Source organism: Halanaerobium congolense (assembly GCF_004366375.1).
Classification (GTDB): Bacteria; Bacillota; Halanaerobiia; order Halanaerobiales; family Halanaerobiaceae; genus Halanaerobium; species Halanaerobium congolense.
This window is the reverse complement of the sequence record NZ_SOEF01000041.1, coordinates 1-18,681: the sequence shown is the minus strand read 5'-3', so window position 1 is coordinate 18,681 and position 18,681 is coordinate 1. Positions and strand designations below refer to the sequence as shown.

Below are 18,681 nucleotides of genomic sequence, written 5' to 3'. Positions count from 1 at the left end.
GTTTATTCCTTTCATATTTGTTGTAGGTAACAAATATTATATCAAAAGAAGGAATAAGTCGCCAATTTTTTATCTAATTTTTTTGTAAAGTGGTGTAAATTTAAAGAATATAATCTATAATAGTTCTACAAATTAAATCTCGAAGTTAAATAAATTTAGAAAATATATTTATTTTAAAAACAAGCAGAATTAGGAGGCACTCAAAATGCTAAAAGTAATGATCTGTGATGATTCAGCTTTTATGCGTAAAATATTTTCAGATACAGTTGAATCAGATTCTGAACTTACAGTAATAGATACAGCCTATAACGGTCAAAACTTACTCGATAAATTAGAAAAAAATAAGGCAGATCTTTTAATGCTTGATATTGAAATGCCTGTTTTAAATGGCTTAGAAACTTTAAAAATTGTAAAAGAAAAGTATTCAGATTTACCTGTGATTATGGTTAGTGCCCTTGATAATAGTGAAACTGTCTTTAAAGCTTTAGATTTAGGGGCCTTTGATTTCATCCCTAAACCAGGAGGCTCCATCTCTTTAAATATTGATTCAATTAAAGAAGAATTAATCAGCAAACTTAAGGCTGCTCATCAGTCTAAAAAAGAAAGAGTTACTAAACCGGTTCAGATTACTAAACAAATTAAAGAATTCCCAATAGTGGCAATTGGAACCTCTTCTGGTGGTCCTAGAGCACTGACAACACTTTTGAGCGACATTCCTGATAATTTCCCGGCAGCCTTTGTCATTGTTCAGCATATGCCAGCCGGTTTTACCAAAACTCTGGCTGAACGCTTAAATACTGTATCCGGTTTAAATATCAAAGAAGCTGAAACAGGAGATAAATTAGAAAAAGGAAAAGGGCTTTTAGCACCTGGAGATTATCATTTAGAAATTAATCATAAGGGAAAGGTTGAATTAAATCAAAAGCCTAAAGAACATGGAGTTAGACCTTCAGTAGATTATATGTTGAAAAGTCTAGCCAGAAATTTTAATAAAAAAAGAATTACAGCCTGTATCTTAACAGGAATGGGGCGAGATGGAGCAGCCGGCATGAAAGAACTTATAACAGGTGGTGCCTACGGAATTATAGAAGCTAAAGAAAGTGCTCTTGTTTATGGAATGCCATCTGCAGCTGCAGCCAAAGGTGCCTATGATGAAATTTTAAACATCAACGATATTGCAGCAAGATTAATAGAAATAGTGGAGGGATAAATTATATGAGCATAACGTTTTCTGAGTTTAAAGATCAGGCAAAAAAAATTTTAAATATTGATTTAGACGGTTACAAATTGGATCGAGTTGAAAGAAGAACTAAAAGTTTAATGCGCAGATATGATGTCGCTGATTTTAAAGAGTGTATTAATTTAATTGAGAGTGACAGCAAATTTAAAGAAGCCTACCTCAATCATTTTACAATTAACACTTCGGAGTTTTTCCGTAATCCGGAAAGTTTTGAGTTCCTTAAAAAAAATGTTCTACCCGAGTTAATCCAAAGGAAAAACAAATTGCGAATCTGGAGTGCTCCTTGTTCCAATGGCTGTGAACCTTATACGCTGGCAATTATACTCAAAGAACTTGGCCTAAGTTCAAATCGTTTTGAAATCTATGCAAGTGACCTGGATCCAGAAATTTTAAATAAGGCCAAAAGGGGGTTATACCGGGAAAATGCCCTTAAAAATGTTTCAGATTCTAGAATGAGAAAATATTTTACCAAAGATTCTTCCAAAGAGAACTTTTACCATTTAAGTAATGATATAAAAAAGATGGTTAATTTTGAACAAAAAGATTTAATTAACGGTAGATTTGATAGAAATTGGGATTTGATATTAAGCCGCAACTTCTTTATTTATCTTACAAAAGAAATGAAAGATCAGCTGATAAAGAAGTTTCTTTCAGTCTTAAACTCTGATTCCTATTTCTTTTTAGGAAATACAGAATATATCTTTTCAGCTGATAAATATAATCTAAAAAAAGTATATCAATCTATCTATAAGTATAATAATAATTAACTAAAAACAACTTTAAACACTTTATTTTAAATTACTATCAAGCGGCAGTTTTTTTATGCTGCCCTGATAGATATTCTTTATTTTTAAAATAAAACTCGAAATTTACTTCAAAACATGCTTTAAATTTTTCTGAAAGATCTTATTATCAGGCTCTTTTTCGATTGCTTTTTTAAAAAATTGTGCCGCAAGCTCTTTATTACCAAGATTATTATTATAAATTGCTCCGATCTGATTATAGACATAACCGGTGCGGTCATAGTGCTCAACTGCTTCCCGTAAAATTTCTACACTTTTTTTCCAGTTTTCGTTTTTCTGTTCTTCAATTGCTTCTTTTAGCAGAGCAAAATGCTTTAAATAATCCTCTTTTAATTCATCACTGCCGCAGATAACTTCTTTCTTGATCTCATAAAATGATTTATCAGGCTCCAGCTCAATTGCCTTATTGATCGCTTTTTCAGCCTCATCCCATTTTCTCTGCAGAATATTAACTTCTGCCAGGGTAGCCCAGATATAATCCTGCTCAGCTTCGGCTTCAACTGCTTTATGCAGATATTTTTCTCCTTCTTTTAGTTTATCCTGACCAATTAAAGCTCCAGCAAGATTAAAAAAGAGCATTTCTTTTTCAACATAAGGACTATCTTTAATTTCAATTAATATTTTTTCGGCCTCTTTAAAATAGCCTTCGTCTATTTTTTTAGAGGCATCTCTAAAACGCTTGTTGTCCTTAAATTTCTGAATAAAGCTTTTAATTTTAGCAAACATCTTATTAAATCTCTCCCTTTATCTCTTTAACTCTGCCAACTTTTCCGCTTTCAAGCATTACTTTAATTCCATGAGGATGAGCCGCAGAATTGGTTAAAATTCTTTTAACTATTCCTTCAGTGAGTTCACCACTTCTTTGATCTTTTTTCTGAACTACCTTAACCTTTAACCCTTTTTTGATTTCAGATCTTTTATTACCAGTCATTATTTCACCCTTAATTAAAAATATTTTTTGAAATTAACTATTTAATTTATAAATCCACATTTATTAAAACTTAAATAATTGTTCAAGTTCTTTTGTATATATAGCAAAAACATCTTCTTTAATACAATAACAAACCCTCGAGCCATCAATTCTACCTTCAATCCAACCTGTTTCTTTTAATATTTTCAGATGCTGAGAAACAGTCGACTGTGCAATCGGCAGCTGATCAACTATACTGCTGACCATACATTGATTTTTTGCTGGCAGTTCAGCTAAAATTTTGACAATTTTAAGTCGATGAGGATGACTTAAACCCTTAGCCAAATCAGCCAGCTCAGTTAACCTTTGTTCCTCATCTTTTTGCTTTAAATCTCCATTCATCATATTTCACTCCAAACTTTTCAAACTACATCCTTAATTGTACACTAAATTTAAAAAATTTTAAAGAAATGAGTAAAACAAGCAGCTAATTAAATAAAAGTAGTTTTGTTAATCTTATTTTTCGGCGCTAATATAAGCAGAATAAATATATTTATTAATATCTATTCCGGAAACCCAATCTTTTACTATTTCATCACTGTGCTCTTTTCTTTCAATTTCTATATTTTTAAATTCCAGTTCTTTTAAAATGGAAAGCAGCTCTTCTCTGACAATACTTCCAGTTACACAACTGCTGTAATTATCTAAATCAGCCTCAACTGCTGCTGGAAACTCTTCTGCTTTTATTATATCAGAAATAGCAAGTCGACCACCACTTTTTAATACTCTTTTGGCCTCTGAAAAGACTTTTTTCTTAGCCGGTGAGAGATTAATTACACAATTAGAAATTATCACATCAACACTATTATCCGCTAATGGGAGCTCTTCGATTTCTCCCAAGATAAATTCTACATTATCAACTTTATTTTTTTTAGCATTTGCTTTAGCTTTCTCAATCATAGCAGCTGTCATATCGACACCAATAACTTTTCCATCTTCACCAATTTTTCTAGCAGCTAAAAAGACATCAAAACCAGCTCCACAGCCCAAATCAAGAACAGTTTCTCCTGGCTTTAGCTCAGCAATAGCTCCTGGATTTCCACAGCCGAGGCCATAATTTGCTTCTGCAAAAGCTGATTCTAATTCTTCACTGCTGTAATCCATTTTTGCTGCCAATTCTTTTGCCTTTGCTTCTTCATTTTCTGAACCACAGCAGGAAGAAGAACCACAACCACAGCCGCTTTTTTCTTTAGTTACTACTTCTGTATAATTTTTCTTAACCTTATCTTTTATTTTTAAATCTTTATTTGTCATAATAAATCCCTCCTGCTGGTATTATAGCACAATTATCGTTAATCGTAAATAGGCGATTAAATTCTTTGAATATTTTTTAGAAGGATATTTTTTGTTTATAGAGAAATAATATAATAACTAGAATAAATTGAGGAGTGATATTGTGAAACATTCTACAATTATGGCTGTATTAATTGACAAAAGAACTGATGCTGCACCTGAGGTTCAAAAAGTTTTAACTGATTACGGCTGTTTAATTTCTACCCGTCTTGGAATGCACGAAAGCAGCAGCTGTGAAGAAGAAGGAATGATTATCTTGGATCTGGTTGGTTCAAAAGCAGAAATTTTAGAATTAGAAGCCGCTCTAACCGAGATCAGTGGAGTTAAAGTTAAAAGTATGGAATTGAATTTCGATTAATTGTTAAAAGGCCTCTATAATTAAAGGGGCCTTTTTAATCTACTTTTGCTTAATCTATCTTTTTATTTTGCTTTCCCTTTTTCATGTATAATTGAATAAAGTAAATCCTGATCACCAAAATCAATTGGCTGGGAATAAACTTCTACCTCTTTATTGGATCCATCACTAGTTTGATGAACAAAGTTGAAAAACCTTTTGTTTTTCCTTCTGGCTGCCTGCATTTCTGCTTTAACTTCAGCTTTAGATAACTGATTAATCTCGGAAATATTCATTTTAGTCAATTCTTTTTTACTCCAGCCGTAAAAATTAACTGCTGCTGGATTAGCATCAATAATCTTTCCGCTTTCAGGATCAATAATCAGCATTACTATAGCATCATTTTCAAAAAATGATTCATATCTTCCTTTATAGTTTTTGTATTTATTTCTAACAGTTTCTAGCTCTGTAATATCTCTATAAATTAAATAGTACTCTACTCCTTTGGTTCCTATAGCAAGTGGGAAAGCCTGAATCTCAACATCAATACGCTGACCATCTTTTCGCTTTCTGTAAGTCCTTAAGTTAACCTCATTATTGTGGCTAATTTTTTTAATATTAGCTTCTAGTTCATCCATTTTTTCTGCTGGAACTAAAACATCTCCAATTTTTTTGCCTAAGACTTCACTTTCCTGATAGTCAAAAAATTCAAGAAAATACTTATTTGTTTTTTTAATTTTAAAATTTTCGTCTAAAATTACCATTCCTTCTTTAGCCTTTTTAAATAATGTTTCAAAATGGTCTCTATTATCTAAGCTTAATTCGCTGCCTTCTAAAGCTTCAAATTCATCTAAAACCTCCTGCTTGATATTTAATCCTTGCTGCTCTATTACTTTTAAAAAAGCGTCAACAACTCTCGGTGAAAATTGACTGCCTCGATTTTCTTTAATTTCTTTTAAAGCTTCTGCTTGGGAAAGAGAATTTCTATAAGAACGGTTGGAGGTCATTGCATCCCAGGCATCAGCAACAGCAATAATTTGTGAAACTAGAGGTATATCTTCGGCTGCCAATCTTTCCGGATAACCAGATCCATCCCAGCGCTCATGATGATAAAGTACATATTCAGAGATATGATCTAAGGTTTCAGAACCAGAAAGTGCCTCACTGCTCCAGACAGGATGTTTTTTTATTATCTCATATTCAAATTCTTCCAGTTTAGCAGTCTTATTTAAAATTTGAACCGGAACCAAGAGCTTACCAATATCATGAACCATCCCTGACCAGTAAGCATCAAGAACAGTCTTCTCAGATAAGTTCATCTCTTTTGCAATCAACATCGATAAATTAGCAACATTTTCCGAATGACCTTTAGTATAGACATCATAAAGCTCTAAAATCTTAGCAATTGAGGAAATCAACTCTTTGGTAAACTTATCCTGCAGTCGGTCATAGCGTTTAAAGGCAAAAAAGGAAGCTGCCAGAGTTGAAAATGATTCTAAAATATTGGTTGTGCTTTTACTAAAACTTTTCTCACTTTCAGCTGCTATATCTAAAGAAATTCTGCCAATAACTTTGTCGTTAACTTTAATGTTTATATAAATTGACTCTTTAATTTCCTTTAAAGCAGCTGCTGAGATATCCTTTTTCTCATCAGCTAAATCTTCGATTTTAACTGAATAATCCTGGGAGAAGTTAACACCATCACTATCAAAATCAGCCAGATTTTCCTCAGTAAATTTAATCTCATTTAAAAGCTCGATATCATGACCAACCGTATTTATAAACTTACACTTTCCATTTTCGATAATATAAATTTTACCATAATCAGCTTCTGCTGCTATCTCAATAATATTATCCAGCAGATCTGAGAGAAAATCCTCTTCATCCAGGTTTGATTTATTATTTAAGCTGGAAATTGAATTGATCATTTTAACAAACCTTTTATTCAGCTCATCTAATGACTTAAAAGAATAATCAAGCTCCTGATTTACAGCTTTAATTTCCTTGTTATACTGCAGCAGCTTTTCATTTGTAGCCTCTAATTTGTGTTTTTGACGCCTCAAATCATTTAGATACTTTTTGAATAGAAGATAAAATACAGCTGAGGTAATCAAAACATAGATAATCCCCTTATAAGTCTGCAGCTGACTCAGCTGAGATCTATCACTAACAGCAGCCAGCAACAGCATATCTGAAAAATAAATCCAGACCAAACTCAAAACTAAATAAATTAAGACTACTTTAAATTCTTCTTTTAATTTATACATCTCAACACCCCCTATCCTGTCTGCATTTTATATCTGCATTTTATAATTAACTAATTTTTACAACCCCTATCCTACCATTTTATTAAATAATCTGTTCATTTATCTCATACTCCAATTTAAATTTTTTTATCTTAGCTAGTTTTTAAATCTAAAATAACTTATTATTTAAATAATTCACTATAATTGTTAAATATCCTCTATTTAAATACTTATTTACATGATATCGGCCGTTTTAAGCAGTATCAGCAGATTAAAAAAGATCTGCTCTAATGTACCCACATCCTGAACCTGTCAGGTTATGTCGAATTAACCGACAATAAAAAGCAGTTAGCAAAATACTAGCTAACTGCCTTCGATTTAATTATTAATTTTTATAAATTACTTCTCCGGTTAATTCCTCCATTAGGTTAAGATATTCTGCTTTGCTTAATGGAGGCTCAAAGTCTTCAATGATCTTCTCAGCTTCAGCAGCATCATTATATAAAAGGTCAACCACTGTCATTGCCAGAGCTTTAACCGGTAAAATATATGCGTCTTCCTTAACTTCAGTTTTAAAGTTTCTAGTGTGCAGATCCCCGCTTACTCCACCAAAAAATGGATGCAGAGCCGGCATCAAATGCGAAATATCTCCGAAATCAAAGGACCCGGTAAAATCGCCGCCAACTGTAATTTGATCTTGATCAATCAGCTCTAAAAGATTTGACTCTAAAATAGAATCTAAGCTCTGATTGTTTAAAAGCGGCAAATAACCTGGAATATCTGTAATTTTAACATCTGCTCCCACAGCCATCGCCGCCCCTTTAAGTGAGCGGTCAACTTTTTCATTTGCTTTTTTAATCGCCTCAATATTTCGAGCTCGCACATAACTTTCCATTCTAACATCAGCCGGAACAATATTTACTATATCTCCACCCTTAGTAATAATTGGATGAACTCGAACCCGATCTGCTTCGGCAAATGTTTCCCGCTGAGCATTAATATTGTTGATGGCTAAAACAGCTGCATTTAAAGCATTAACTCCCTTTTCAGGAGCTGAACCGGCATGAGATTCCTTACCGATAAACCTAATGTTCTTACCAACAAAGCCATTACCCTTAGGTGCTACTAAAGCTTTTTTTTCTCCTAAATTGAGTGAATGCATCATAATCGAAATATCAACATTATCAAAACTGCCTCTTTTAATTAACTCCTGTTTACCGCCAAAATAATTTATCTTACCAGCTTCTCTTAGCTGAGACCGGTATTCCAGTTCGATAAACTCTTCTGCAGGTGTAGTTATGAAATTGAGACAGCCGGCTAATTCAGATTCGACCCCTGCTTTTTTAAAAGCAGCTGCAGCACCATACATCACACCAAGTTGAATATTATGGCCGCAGGCATGTACAGCCTTTGTTTCTGGATCAGCATCTAGATGTTCCGAACAGGTAACTGCATCCAATTCTCCCAGAATTGCAATCTGTGGTCCAGGATTTCCCATTTTCAGCAGAGCATTAATTCCGGTTAAATCCTGATGTCTCTTGAAATCAATTTCTAAATCTGAAAAAGCTGCTGCTAATATCTCAGTAGTCTTCTCTTCTTTATAGCCCAGCTCAGGATTTTTGTAAATCTCATCAACAAGCTCAATAATTTTACTCCTGTTTTCTTCAATAACTTCAATTATCTTAGCTTTAATCTCATCTTTTTGCAAAACCAACACTTCCTTTTTCAATGAATTAAATGATTCCCTGTAATTTAAGTACAATATGAGCAACAATTGCAGAACCAAAATAAGTCCCGATAAATACTGCAATAGCTACGATAAATACCTTCCAGCTTAATTTTTTCAGCTTCTCAATCTTATTTCCCACAGAAATTCCTGCAAAAGCAAGAATTGGGGTTGTTGTTCCTAAAAAGTTAACTTCATTTGTGTATTTTAAAAACAAATCTGCTGTCGGCATAAAGGGCATACTCAAAATCAAAGCAGTTAATGAAGCCCAGGCAAATGCCGGAAACTTTAAATTAGGAAAACTGTCTTTAATCGTCAGGGCCAAAAATGAGATTAAAATAACTATTATCATTCCTGGTAAAGCAGGCATAATAGCAATACCATAACCAAACCTTTGTCCAATTAAGACTAAGACTCCAACCACAATCAGCATTTTTAAATATTCTAAACTTCTATCAAAATTGAGGCTCATTATTGATCACCTCTATCTTTTTTGGATAAAATAGGACTCAGCTTATCATAAAGGAAATTAACTAAAGGTAAACCTAAAAAAATAACAGAATATAATCCGGTAACTCCTGTCAGCATATTACTGGTGGCAGCATAGGCTAAAATTTCATCTTTCATTGCCGGAACTGCCTCAGCTAAAGCACCAGAAGCTGCAGCCATCATCGATCCACTTCCCATTCCACTGGCCATTGCCAGTGCTAAAGGATGAAGACCTGTAGCTGCTGCATAACCACCTAAAAGGCCAAAAAATATTGTACCAAATACTGTCCCCATTAAATAGGTACCAAGTACTCCTGTGCCCTCTGGGGATGAAATTCCATATTTTTCTCCAATTACCCCGAGGGTAGGTTCACGGGCAATACTGGCAGTTGCACCAACTGCTTCCCTTTTCATACCTAAAAGCAGAGCTAAAGGTAAGGCAATAAAAATTGTTCCGAGGTTACCTAATTCCTGCAGTAAAAAAGCAGGGCCAGCCTTTACTACCTCTACAATATTAGGTCCAACAAGGGTCCCATACTTAACTCCTAAAGGAAGTAGGGCAATCATGACATATGTACCCGCCTTTTCAACTTCCTGCATCGAAATAACTTTCTTAAGTGCTTTAATTTTGCTTCCTAAAAGATCAGGTGTAATTAGCATTCCAATAATAACTGCAAACAGCATCGGCAGCAGCACAACCTGCCCTGGACCAATTTTAAATGTCTTTGTACCAAAAATTTCTGTTGCTACTACTATAATAAATACAGAAATAAATAGCTTTAGAAAAGAATTAAAGTCATTCCCTCTCTCAGGTTCTTTTTGTTTTTCTTTGTTTTTTGCCATTTTATTAACACTCCTCAATTCTTAAACTTCTCTTTTTTAAATTTTAATAAATATATTATTACTAAAAGCTCTTCTACACCTCCCTGCTTTAAAATTTTGAATATTAATACTGATTAATTGTATTTTAGGACTTATTGAGTTAAGTGTCAAGCAATTATCATTTAGAATTAATAAAGTATTCATGTATACAATGAAAGCACAAATTTCTCACAGATTCCAAAAAGTAGCTTTCATATCTTTAAATGTAGAAAATTTATCAAAACCAAGATCTTTAAGTTCGGTTTTTATATAGTCAAATTTATGACCGATATCTTCTGCTTTGTGGGCGTCAGAACCTATGGTTATAATTTCACCACCGAGTTCATTATATAGTTTTAATATTTTTCTTGAAGGGGTTAAATCATTTAATTTATAACGAAAACTGGAAGTATTGATTTCAATTCCTTTACCTGCTTTGATTATATGTTTTAAAATTTCTCTGATGACAGGATAAAATCACAAAATCAAAATTATGGTTATCGCAGTCTTTCTGAAATTTTTCGATTGTATGTGTCTGGATTCCAAACTCTATCCCAAATCTTAAATTTATTTTTTCACTTCTTCTTCCATTGGACAGCTAGAATCATCACTAAAATCACTGTGTATATGATAATCAGCTAACATAAATTTCACCTCTTTTAATATTTGCTTTATATTAAAAAATAATTATATATAATAATAACCCAAACCCCACTAAGAATAAATAAGTGGAGTTTGAGCTTAAATTATTTTCTTTAATTCAATTTTATAATTCCTGGCCATTACTTTCAATAACATTTTGATACCAGTAGAAACTTTTCTTTTTAATTCGACGCATATCTTTCAGATCAAATTCATCTCGATTAACATAAATAAAGCCATAACGTTTGTTAATTCCTTGATGAGTACTAACTAAATCAATGGCTGACCAAGGAGAGTATCCAAACACTTTTACCCCATCGGTAATTGCAAGCTGAACCTGTTTAATATGCTTTCTTAAATAATCAATTCGATAGTCATCATTGATTGTATCATCATCTTCGAGTTCATCGTAAGCACCGAGACCATTTTCAGTTACAATCAAGGGCAAGTTATATCTGCTGTAGATTTCTCTTAAAGTTGTTCTAAAACCAACCGGATCAATTTCCCAGCCAAAATCAGTTGTTTCTAAATTTTTGTTTTGATGACGTTTATAAAAACCAGGTTCATTATCTACAACCTGTTGATCTCCATCATAATTACTTTTCTTTTTTTTGTCTTCAAAATCTCCTTCTACTGAAGCACTGGTATAGTAATTAAAAGCTATAAAATCTGGATTACCAGCCTTCAGAATCTTCATATCGCCATCTTTAATTTCTGGCGTGATACCTTTTTCTTCCATAAAGCTCCAGGCAGTTGCATTATATCGGCCAAAAACTGCTGCATCTAAGTAAAGCCAGTTTCTAATGGCAGAATAATTATCAGCTGCCAGTACATCTTCTGGTTTAGAGGAAGCGGGATAAACAGTTGAAATATTTGGAGCTGGACCGATCTTTCCATACTCTACTTTTTGATGGCAGAGATCAAACACCTTAGACTGAGCAACTAACATATGGTGATTTGACTGATATAATCCTTTTTGAACATCATCCGGATCATCTTCTAAGAGCCCTAAAGCATCTCCGTGTAAGATCATCATGTTTTGTTCATTGATTGTTAACCAGTACTTAACTCGATCTCCATATTCATCAAATAAAACTTCAGCATAATTAACAAAAGCATCAACTGTATCTCTGTTTTCCCATCCACCTTTTTCTTGTAAAGCAAGCGGCAGGTCAAAATGATACATAGTAACTAAGGGTTCAATATCATATTTTAAAAGTTCATCAATTAAATTGCTGTAAAAATCAATTCCTTTCTGGTTTACTTCACCGGTTCCTTCTGGAATTATTCTGGTCCAGGCAATTGAAAATCTATAAGTTTTAAAACCCATTTCTGCCATTAAAGCTACATCTTCTTTATAATTATGATAATGGTCACTTGCAACTTTAAAATCTGTCACATCTTCAGGATGATTACCTACATCCATTACCGAAAGTCCTTTACCATCTTGATTCCAGGCACCTTCAAACTGATAAGCTGATGTAGAAGCACCCCAGAGAAAGTCTTCAGGAAAATCTTTTAATTTTTTATGGATCATTATATTTTCCTCCTAATTGGATTATTCTATTTCTTTAAATTATCTTAAATCAATTATTTTTGAAACTGCGGTAAATAATCAATATTTTCATCAATAAGGTCGTCTAATAAATTTTTAACTATACTGCTTTCAACAAGCGGATGGATAGTTAAGGCCTGAAAAGCAGAATCATAATCACCATGTACTCCTGCTTCAATTGTTAAAGCTTCATACTCATTTACAACCTGCAGTAATCCCTTAACCTGAGAAGGAAGCGGTTCAACATTTAACGGTGTAGCTCCATTTTTACCAACATAAGATGTTCTCTCAATTACAGAATCATCTGGAAGACAATTTACTGTACCATTATTTTTAACATTTACATAATGTAATGTTCCTTTATCATTATAAATAGCACTTATTAGATCACAGGCAGCATCCGAATAATATTGGCCTCCTCTTTCTTCTAATTCTTTTGGTTTCTCTTTTAGAGCTTTGTTTTTATAAAGTTCAAAGAGACTTGCTTCTAATTCTTTAACAACTTCACCTCTTGTGCCTTCAGTTTGGACAGCTTCAATTTCTTCCTGCAGCATTAAATCGGTAAGGTAATAATATCTATGGTAAGGACAGGGCAGCATTCCTACTGACTTTAATAAATCTTTACCCCATTCAAAATCCGGAACATTCTCAACATCTTTGAAGTTTCCTGAAGCAATTTTATTTAATACTTCTTCAATCTTATTTTCGCCCTCTAAATAAGCTCCTCGACCCCAAACTAGGTGATTCAAACCAACAAAATCCATTCTTAATTTATCTTGCTCAGCATCCAATATTTCTGCTGTCATCTTTTCCATTACAATCGGAACATTACATAATCCTAAAACTTTGATATCAGTATATTTACTTACTGTCTCAGTAATAATTCCACTTGGATTAGTAAAGTTTATTAACCAGGCATCTGGTGCAAGCTCTTCCATATCTTTTGCAATATCCAGGATTACAGGAATTGTTCTTAAAGCCTTGGCCATTCCACCAGCACCAGTTGTCTCCTGACCTATACAGTTATATCTTAACGGTATTTTTTCATCCCTTATTCTTGCATCTAAGAGTCCAACCCTGAACTGAGTTGTAACAAAATCGGCATCTTTGATTGCTTCTCTTCTATCTAAGGTTAGGTAGATATTGATATCTACTCCTGCTTCTGCAACCATTCTTTTAGCAAGATCACCAACAATATCTAGTTTCCATTTACCTTCCTCTATATCTACTAAATATAAATCTTTAACAGGAAATTCATCATATCTTTTAATAAAACCCTCTATAATTTCAGGGGTATAACTGCTGCCCCCTCCAATTGTAGCTACCTTTATACCTCTATCAGATAACATTTTATTTACCCAACTCCTTTTTTAATTCATGTAGTTCTTTTTGAGTTTTAATCATTTCTTCAATTAAATCTTTAGTTAAAGTTGCACTTGTTAAATGATCCTGAGCATGAACCATTAAGATACCAACTTCAGTTTTTTCACCCTGTGCCTCTTTGGTAATTAAAGATGTTTGGACATCATGAGCTTCATGAAAAAATTCTTTTGCCTCTTTCAATTTTAGATCTGCCTCTTCAAATTTTCCTTCCCGAGCAAGTCCAAGAGCTTCAAAAGCTATACCCTTGGCATTACCGGCAGCAGATATTATTTTAAAAACTACCTCTTCACTTGTCATAATCTCACCTCTATTTATAGTTATATTTTTATAAATTATCTTGAATATATTTTATCTTTTTATGCTGTTGCCGCTTCTTCCTCAACTTCTCCAGCAGCTTTTTCGTCTGCCAAATTCTTTTCATCTAATATTTTCATGAACGGATAATAAATTAAGCCAGCGACTGTCATTGTAACAATTTGCAAGATGATTGCTCTCCAGTCACCTGTTGCTAAAAATCCACTAATTAAAGGTGGAGTTGTCCAGGGAATCAAGGTGTATGGTCTTGCAACCAATTCTAAAGCCATTGCAGCATAAGTTATAGCTGCAGCTGAAAGCGGTGCTAGAATAAACGGTATCAGCATAACTGGATTCATTACAATTGGCATACCAAAAATAATTGGTTCATTAATATTAAATAGACCAGGTCCAATAGCAGTTTTACCAATGGCTTTAAACTGTTTTGATTTTGCTGCAAAGACTAATAAAAGGGCCAAAACAAAAGTTGAACCAGAACCTCCCATATTTATAAAAATTTCTAGGAATGGTTGGTTTACTATATTTGGAAGAACTTCAGCGCCTGCAGAAAGAGCATTTGTGTTTTGATCAAGCAAAGTTAATAATACCGGACCCGCTGTTCCAATTACAAGACTTGAACCATGAATCCCAACAAACCAGAAAATACTAATTGCCAGTATTAAAACAACAACACCAGGGAATGTTCCTCCAATTAACAATAACGGAGCAGTAACTGTATTATTTATTAATTCTGGAATAGAAATGCTTGCAAATGTTAAAGAAATTTGATTAAAGACCCAGACCGATAAAAGGACTATAAAGACTGGAATTAAAGCAGAAAATGATCTCGCAACATTAGGTGGTACGGTTTTTGGCATTTTGATAGTAATATCTTTTTCTACTATAAACCGCTGAACTTCAACAGAGTACAGAGCCACCAAAATTGCTATAAATAATCCATCAGAACCCAACCAGGAAAGGGTTAAATTTCCATTTTCAGTTAATGGTACCAATAAAACAAAGGAAGATAATCCTAAAAGAGCTGATTCTAATGGCGGCAGACTATATTTTTTACTTAAAGAATAAGAAATTGTGAAAGAAGCTAATAAAGCCATTAAACCAAAAGTAGCATTTTGAATCATTAAAATTCTGTCTACATATGGTGCAACTAATTCCGCTAAAAATGGAATCGGAGGAAAGGCTACAATTAAAGCTACTGATCCAATAATTAACATCGGTAATATTGCAATCAGACCATCTCTTATTGCCTGTAAATGTCTCTGTTCTCCAACTTTCCCAGCAACAGGTAAAAACTTATCTTCTAATATTTTAAATAATTTATTCTTCATTATCATATCCTCCCATTTAATAAGTAAGTTTAATCATTAAGTAAAGACAATGCCTGATCTAATACTTTTGCGCCATCAACCATACCATAGGCAGCTGAATCTACAACATCAAGGGCAACATTTTTTTCTTCTGCAATCTTTTTAAATGATTTTTCTTTGTACTTAATTTGGGGACCTAAAAGTACAACATCATATTTTTCTACAACATCTTCAAAATTATTACATGATTCAGCCTTAATTTCATAATCTAAGTCTCTATTAGCCGCTTCATCTTTCATTTTCTCTACTAACATACTTGTACTCATTCCAGCATTACAAACTAATAAAATTTTCATAATATTATATTCCTCCTGTTTTTATGTTAAAAAAATTTATTCAAAACTTTTAACTAATTCAGCCAGTTCTTTTAAAGCTTTATCTTCATCATTTCCATTCACTATTAATTTAATTTTATCTCCATATGAAGCTTCAAGGGTCATTAAGCCCATTATACTTTTAGCATTAACACTGCGATTATCCTTTCCAATTTCAACTTCTGATTCATAATTTTTAGCTTCACTAACAAATTGTGATGCCGGTCTTGCATGAAGACCAGTCTTATTTTTTAATTCAATTAAACAGCTTTTCAAATTTTTGCCTCCTTTCATTTCTTCTTGATTTGTTTGAAATGGATAGTTGTTTTTATCTTCGCTTATATAAAATGCATTAATCATACCAAAACTATAATTTTCTTAATATTTATTTGTTTTTTTATTAGAAATCCAATTATTACAAGGTTTATAGATTGTTTTTATTTAAAATAACTTTGCAAATTAATAAAAAACACCCCATAAAATACAAAATTAGTGTGCAAAATAGTTCTGCACACTAATTAATATGGTTACACATTAACTTCAAACTGTATTTTAGTTGTATAAAAACATTTCTGTTATATAGGCCTTTTCATCATCAGTTATATCTAAATTATATTCAGACTCCAGTCTTTCCATCTCAGAATTGACTACTGCAAATGAGTTTTTATTCTTTGTAATAAATTCATTTAACTTTTCATACTGCTTTCTATTACCATCTTTTTTTGCATTTTCGAGCATATAAGCCATATGAATAATGATACCTATCTTTACTCCAAAATCTAATTCTTCCTTAAATCTGCTTTCAATATTATTTATTACAGTTCTTAGGTCATCCACCATTTTAAAACTATTAAAATTACTAAATTGATCCTTTAGTGAAGTTTTAATATTAAATATCATTTCTTCGTGTTTTAATTTTGTACTTAGTTTCTCAATTCCATCCTGACCCAAAATATCTAAAGCAGAAATATAAGGAACTGATTCTAATTCCAAAGGCATCGTACTTACAACAGCTAATATATTATATTCTTTTTCTAATTTCTTAATTTCTTTTTCTAAGTTATTGTCTTCCATTAAGCTCAAATTAATTATTCTATAGCTCAAATTACTATTTAAATTATTTTCAATTATATTTTTTAACTCCCTGGCAGCACCTTCACCAGTATAACAAGCTGTTACTATTGCAAAATCATCCAGATTCTTATTCGTTGTTTCACTAGAACTTAAATTATTATCTCTTTCAGTTTCAACTTCAAAATTTTGCTGATAGCTTTCTCCTCCAATTTCATTAACTGATTCAATTATATCAGCAAAAGAATCCCCAAGTACTGCTTTGCGAGAGGCTTCTAAAATTGTTGGAGTACTGACCATCGTAATTGTTTCTGTTTTAATACCAGTTTCTTCTGCGATCATTCCCCCAAAACTATTTAAAGAACCCATATCAACCATTACAATAATGCCGCTACCATTATCAATTTCTTTTGCCTTAGCTTTAGCTTTTTTATAAGCTTCATTAGGACTCATTTCCAAAGGCATATCAACAGCGACAGCGTGTTCTTCCCCAACTAGATTGTTTACAACTTCTGTCATACTGCTGGCAGTAGACTTACCATGCATCACAACTAAAATTCCTACCTTATTGACATCAGTTTCTCCATAATTATAGGGTTTTTCGGTTAAAAACATGCTGATATAGCCAATTTCATCCAGAGGTGTCTTGATAGAAAACTTCTGATCTATAATTGTTGCAATTTCCATAGCAGTGATAAATTCCTGGCTGTGTTCTGAACGAATTTCATTTAAATTCGGGTGATAAATTTTATTATCATTTCTAATTCTGGCTATACTTCTTTTTAAATGCAGGGCCAGCCCATAATAAATTTTTTCATCATAACTTCTGTCCAATCGATTTTTTGCTAAATCAAGTATCTCCTGAACAAGACTTACTATATCTTCTCCCACAATTTTTTCAATTTTACTTTTTTTGAAATTAGCTGATAAATCGCCAATGTAATTTTTAAAATGCTTTTCTATATCTATATTTAAAATCTGATTAATTTCTTCTTGTGGCAGACCATTATCTTCAAGAGTGTTCATTTTATCTTCTATAACATCATAAAACTGATAGTCTTTATTTTTTTTATCTTTTTGCCGCTGCTCTGTTTTGCTGCCGTTCTCTTTAAAAGATATTAAATTTCCCCTATTTTTTATCAGTTCATCAAGTTCTTCCCTTTTATTCGGCAGATTCATAATACCTTTTTTAACATGATATGGAAGTTCTTCCTGTCCAATTTTGAGACAGCTGCTTTTATTTTTTTGTTTTGACTTAAAATTCAAAAATGCTTTTGCACAGGCAAGCTGAATATCACTTTTAAGCTGACCAATGTTATTGGTACAGTCATATAATAAAAATGATTTTAAAGCATTCTTATAAATATAAATATCTTTGCCGATTCTTTTTTGCTCCTGCTTGATAAAATATTTAATCAGCTGAAATCTTTCAATTAAACTTCTATCTGAAAGGGCAGGAAGTTCAATCACCATCGGAATTCGGCGCTGAAATGTTTTTAATAAATAGGAACCGGGGGGTTCTGTTGTTGCTGCAATAATCTTGACATCTGCTTCAATTATCTCATCTGTATCTCCAAGCTTTCTAAAAAAACCATTATCAATAAAAGTAAAGAGCATCTCCTGTCCCTGAGGCGGAAGTCGATGAATTTCATCTAAAAATAATATACCTCCATCAGCGTTTTTAATAAAACCTTTGGAATCTTTTTCGGCGCCAGTATAAGCTCCTTTTTTAACACCAAATAGCTGCCCCATTAAAAGCTGAGGATTATCTGTATAATCGGCACAGTTAAATTTTATAAATGGTGCATCTGAGCTGATGACTTCTTCTTCAACAGCAAAATTATACATTAACTCTGCAAACATTGACTTACCGACACCAGTCTCACCTAATAAAAGAGTATGGAGACCATTTGGTGGATATAAAATAGCAGCCTTTGCCTGCTGCACCGAAACTTTGAGACTTTTATCTGCTCCTATCTATATAGCCCCCTAACAGAATTGGAGAAAAAGTTTGAAAGTGATATACTCTAATTACAAGGGGGAAACACCAATGGCAAACAGAAAATATTCCG

At 32.8% G+C, this 18,681-nt stretch carries 18 protein-coding genes; 3 read left to right on the top strand and 15 right to left on the bottom strand.

Going from position 1 to position 18,681, the window contains the following annotated elements:
* Positions 1–205 precede the first annotated feature (205 nt).
* The gene (locus tag C7954_RS11995) at positions 206–1,210 is read left to right on the top strand and encodes a protein-glutamate methylesterase/protein-glutamine glutaminase (RefSeq protein ID WP_089717067.1); all 1,005 of its coding nucleotides are present in this window, start codon (positions 206–208) and stop codon (positions 1,208–1,210) included.
* A gap of 5 nt (positions 1,211–1,215) precedes the next feature.
* Positions 1,216–2,007, top strand: coding sequence for a CheR family methyltransferase (locus tag C7954_RS11990; protein ID WP_134060118.1), 792 nt, complete (start codon positions 1,216–1,218; stop codon positions 2,005–2,007).
* Positions 2,008–2,109: 102 nt separating this feature from the next.
* Here the strand turns inward: C7954_RS11990 and C7954_RS11985 are convergent, their stop codons facing one another.
* From C7954_RS11985 to arsM, 4 genes are all read right to left on the bottom strand, one after another.
* Positions 2,110–2,769: a tetratricopeptide repeat protein gene (locus C7954_RS11985; RefSeq protein ID WP_134060116.1), complete on the bottom strand. Its 660-nt coding sequence runs from the start codon at positions 2,767–2,769 to the stop codon at positions 2,110–2,112.
* Positions 2,770–2,773: 4 nt separating this feature from the next.
* Positions 2,774–2,974 (bottom strand): YwbE family protein, encoded by a 201-nt coding sequence (locus tag C7954_RS11980; RefSeq protein ID WP_089655793.1) that lies wholly within the window; start codon positions 2,972–2,974, stop codon positions 2,774–2,776.
* Positions 2,975–3,037: 63 nt separating this feature from the next.
* Positions 3,038–3,355: an ArsR/SmtB family transcription factor gene (locus C7954_RS11975; protein ID WP_089717063.1), complete on the bottom strand. Its 318-nt coding sequence runs from the start codon at positions 3,353–3,355 to the stop codon at positions 3,038–3,040.
* 114 nt (positions 3,356–3,469) lie between these two features.
* Positions 3,470–4,267, bottom strand: a complete 798-nt coding sequence (arsM, locus tag C7954_RS11970) for an arsenite methyltransferase (RefSeq protein ID WP_134060114.1) — start codon at positions 4,265–4,267, stop codon at positions 3,470–3,472.
* Positions 4,268–4,409: 142 nt separating this feature from the next.
* Here arsM and C7954_RS11965 point away from each other — a divergent pair, with 142 nt between their 5' ends.
* Positions 4,410–4,664, top strand: a complete 255-nt coding sequence (locus tag C7954_RS11965; protein ID WP_176760061.1) for a CPF_0552 family protein — start codon at positions 4,410–4,412, stop codon at positions 4,662–4,664.
* Positions 4,665–4,726: 62 nt separating this feature from the next.
* Here the strand turns inward: C7954_RS11965 and C7954_RS11960 are convergent, their stop codons facing one another.
* The 11 genes from C7954_RS11960 to C7954_RS11905 form a co-directional block, all read right to left on the bottom strand.
* Entirely contained in the window at positions 4,727–6,907 is a 2,181-nt protein-coding gene (locus C7954_RS11960; protein WP_134060112.1) for an HD domain-containing phosphohydrolase, read from the bottom strand.
* 364 nt (positions 6,908–7,271) lie between these two features.
* Positions 7,272–8,594 carry an amidohydrolase gene (locus C7954_RS11955; protein ID WP_134060110.1) on the bottom strand — a complete coding sequence of 441 codons (1,323 nt, stop codon included), beginning with the start codon at positions 8,592–8,594 and terminating at the stop codon, positions 7,272–7,274.
* A 25-nt stretch (positions 8,595–8,619) separates the two neighbouring features.
* Entirely contained in the window at positions 8,620–9,084 is a 465-nt protein-coding gene (locus tag C7954_RS11950; RefSeq protein WP_073156715.1) for a hypothetical protein, read from the bottom strand.
* A complete protein-coding gene (locus tag C7954_RS11945; protein WP_073156717.1) occupies positions 9,084–9,944 on the bottom strand; it encodes a DUF3100 domain-containing protein in 861 nt (286 codons plus the stop codon). Before C7954_RS11945 ends, C7954_RS11950 begins: the two co-directional genes overlap by 1 nt.
* A gap of 784 nt (positions 9,945–10,728) precedes the next feature.
* Positions 10,729–12,141 (bottom strand): glycoside hydrolase family 1 protein, encoded by a 1,413-nt coding sequence (locus C7954_RS11935; RefSeq protein ID WP_134060107.1) that lies wholly within the window; start codon positions 12,139–12,141, stop codon positions 10,729–10,731.
* Between the two features lie 53 nt (positions 12,142–12,194).
* Entirely contained in the window at positions 12,195–13,508 is a 1,314-nt protein-coding gene (locus C7954_RS11930) for a 6-phospho-beta-glucosidase (RefSeq protein WP_134060105.1), read from the bottom strand.
* A gap of 1 nt (position 13,509) precedes the next feature.
* Positions 13,510–13,839, bottom strand: coding sequence for a PTS lactose/cellobiose transporter subunit IIA (locus C7954_RS11925; protein WP_134060103.1), 330 nt, complete (start codon positions 13,837–13,839; stop codon positions 13,510–13,512).
* Positions 13,840–13,898: 59 nt separating this feature from the next.
* Positions 13,899–15,185 (bottom strand): PTS sugar transporter subunit IIC, encoded by a 1,287-nt coding sequence (locus C7954_RS11920; RefSeq protein WP_134060101.1) that lies wholly within the window; start codon positions 15,183–15,185, stop codon positions 13,899–13,901.
* Between the two features lie 29 nt (positions 15,186–15,214).
* On the bottom strand, positions 15,215–15,520 hold the full coding sequence (locus C7954_RS11915) for a PTS sugar transporter subunit IIB (protein WP_134060099.1): 306 nt from the start codon (positions 15,518–15,520) through the stop codon (positions 15,215–15,217).
* A gap of 36 nt (positions 15,521–15,556) precedes the next feature.
* Positions 15,557–15,814, bottom strand: a complete 258-nt coding sequence (locus C7954_RS11910) for an HPr family phosphocarrier protein (protein ID WP_134060097.1) — start codon at positions 15,812–15,814, stop codon at positions 15,557–15,559.
* Positions 15,815–16,090: 276 nt separating this feature from the next.
* Positions 16,091–18,586, bottom strand: coding sequence for a sigma-54-dependent transcriptional regulator (locus C7954_RS11905; RefSeq protein ID WP_276330813.1), 2,496 nt, complete (start codon positions 18,584–18,586; stop codon positions 16,091–16,093).
* Between the last annotated feature and the right edge of the window lie 95 nt (positions 18,587–18,681).

Bases quoted from the DNA above. Each gene is read 5' to 3' on its own strand.
- C7954_RS11995 (WP_089717067.1), top strand. From the start codon at position 206: ATGCTAAAAGTAATGATCTGTGATGATTCAGCTTTTATGCGTAAAATA.
- C7954_RS11990 (WP_134060118.1), top strand. From the start codon at position 1,216: ATGAGCATAACGTTTTCTGAGTTTAAAGATCAGGCAAAAAAAATTTTA.
- C7954_RS11985 (WP_134060116.1), bottom strand. From the start codon at position 2,769: ATGTTTGCTAAAATTAAAAGCTTTATTCAGAAATTTAAGGACAACAAG.
- C7954_RS11980 (WP_089655793.1), bottom strand. From the start codon at position 2,974: ATGACTGGTAATAAAAGATCTGAAATCAAAAAAGGGTTAAAGGTTAAG.
- C7954_RS11975 (WP_089717063.1), bottom strand. From the start codon at position 3,355: ATGAATGGAGATTTAAAGCAAAAAGATGAGGAACAAAGGTTAACTGAG.
- arsM (WP_134060114.1), bottom strand. From the start codon at position 4,267: ATGACAAATAAAGATTTAAAAATAAAAGATAAGGTTAAGAAAAATTAT.
- C7954_RS11960 (WP_134060112.1), bottom strand. From the start codon at position 6,907: ATGTATAAATTAAAAGAAGAATTTAAAGTAGTCTTAATTTATTTAGTT.
- C7954_RS11950 (WP_073156715.1), bottom strand. From the start codon at position 9,084: ATGAGCCTCAATTTTGATAGAAGTTTAGAATATTTAAAAATGCTGATT.
- C7954_RS11945 (WP_073156717.1), bottom strand. From the start codon at position 9,944: ATGGCAAAAAACAAAGAAAAACAAAAAGAACCTGAGAGAGGGAATGAC.
- C7954_RS11935 (WP_134060107.1), bottom strand. From the start codon at position 12,141: ATGATCCATAAAAAATTAAAAGATTTTCCTGAAGACTTTCTCTGGGGT.
- C7954_RS11930 (WP_134060105.1), bottom strand. From the start codon at position 13,508: ATGTTATCTGATAGAGGTATAAAGGTAGCTACAATTGGAGGGGGCAGC.
- C7954_RS11925 (WP_134060103.1), bottom strand. From the start codon at position 13,839: ATGACAAGTGAAGAGGTAGTTTTTAAAATAATATCTGCTGCCGGTAAT.
- C7954_RS11920 (WP_134060101.1), bottom strand. From the start codon at position 15,185: ATGAAGAATAAATTATTTAAAATATTAGAAGATAAGTTTTTACCTGTT.
- C7954_RS11915 (WP_134060099.1), bottom strand. From the start codon at position 15,520: ATGAAAATTTTATTAGTTTGTAATGCTGGAATGAGTACAAGTATGTTA.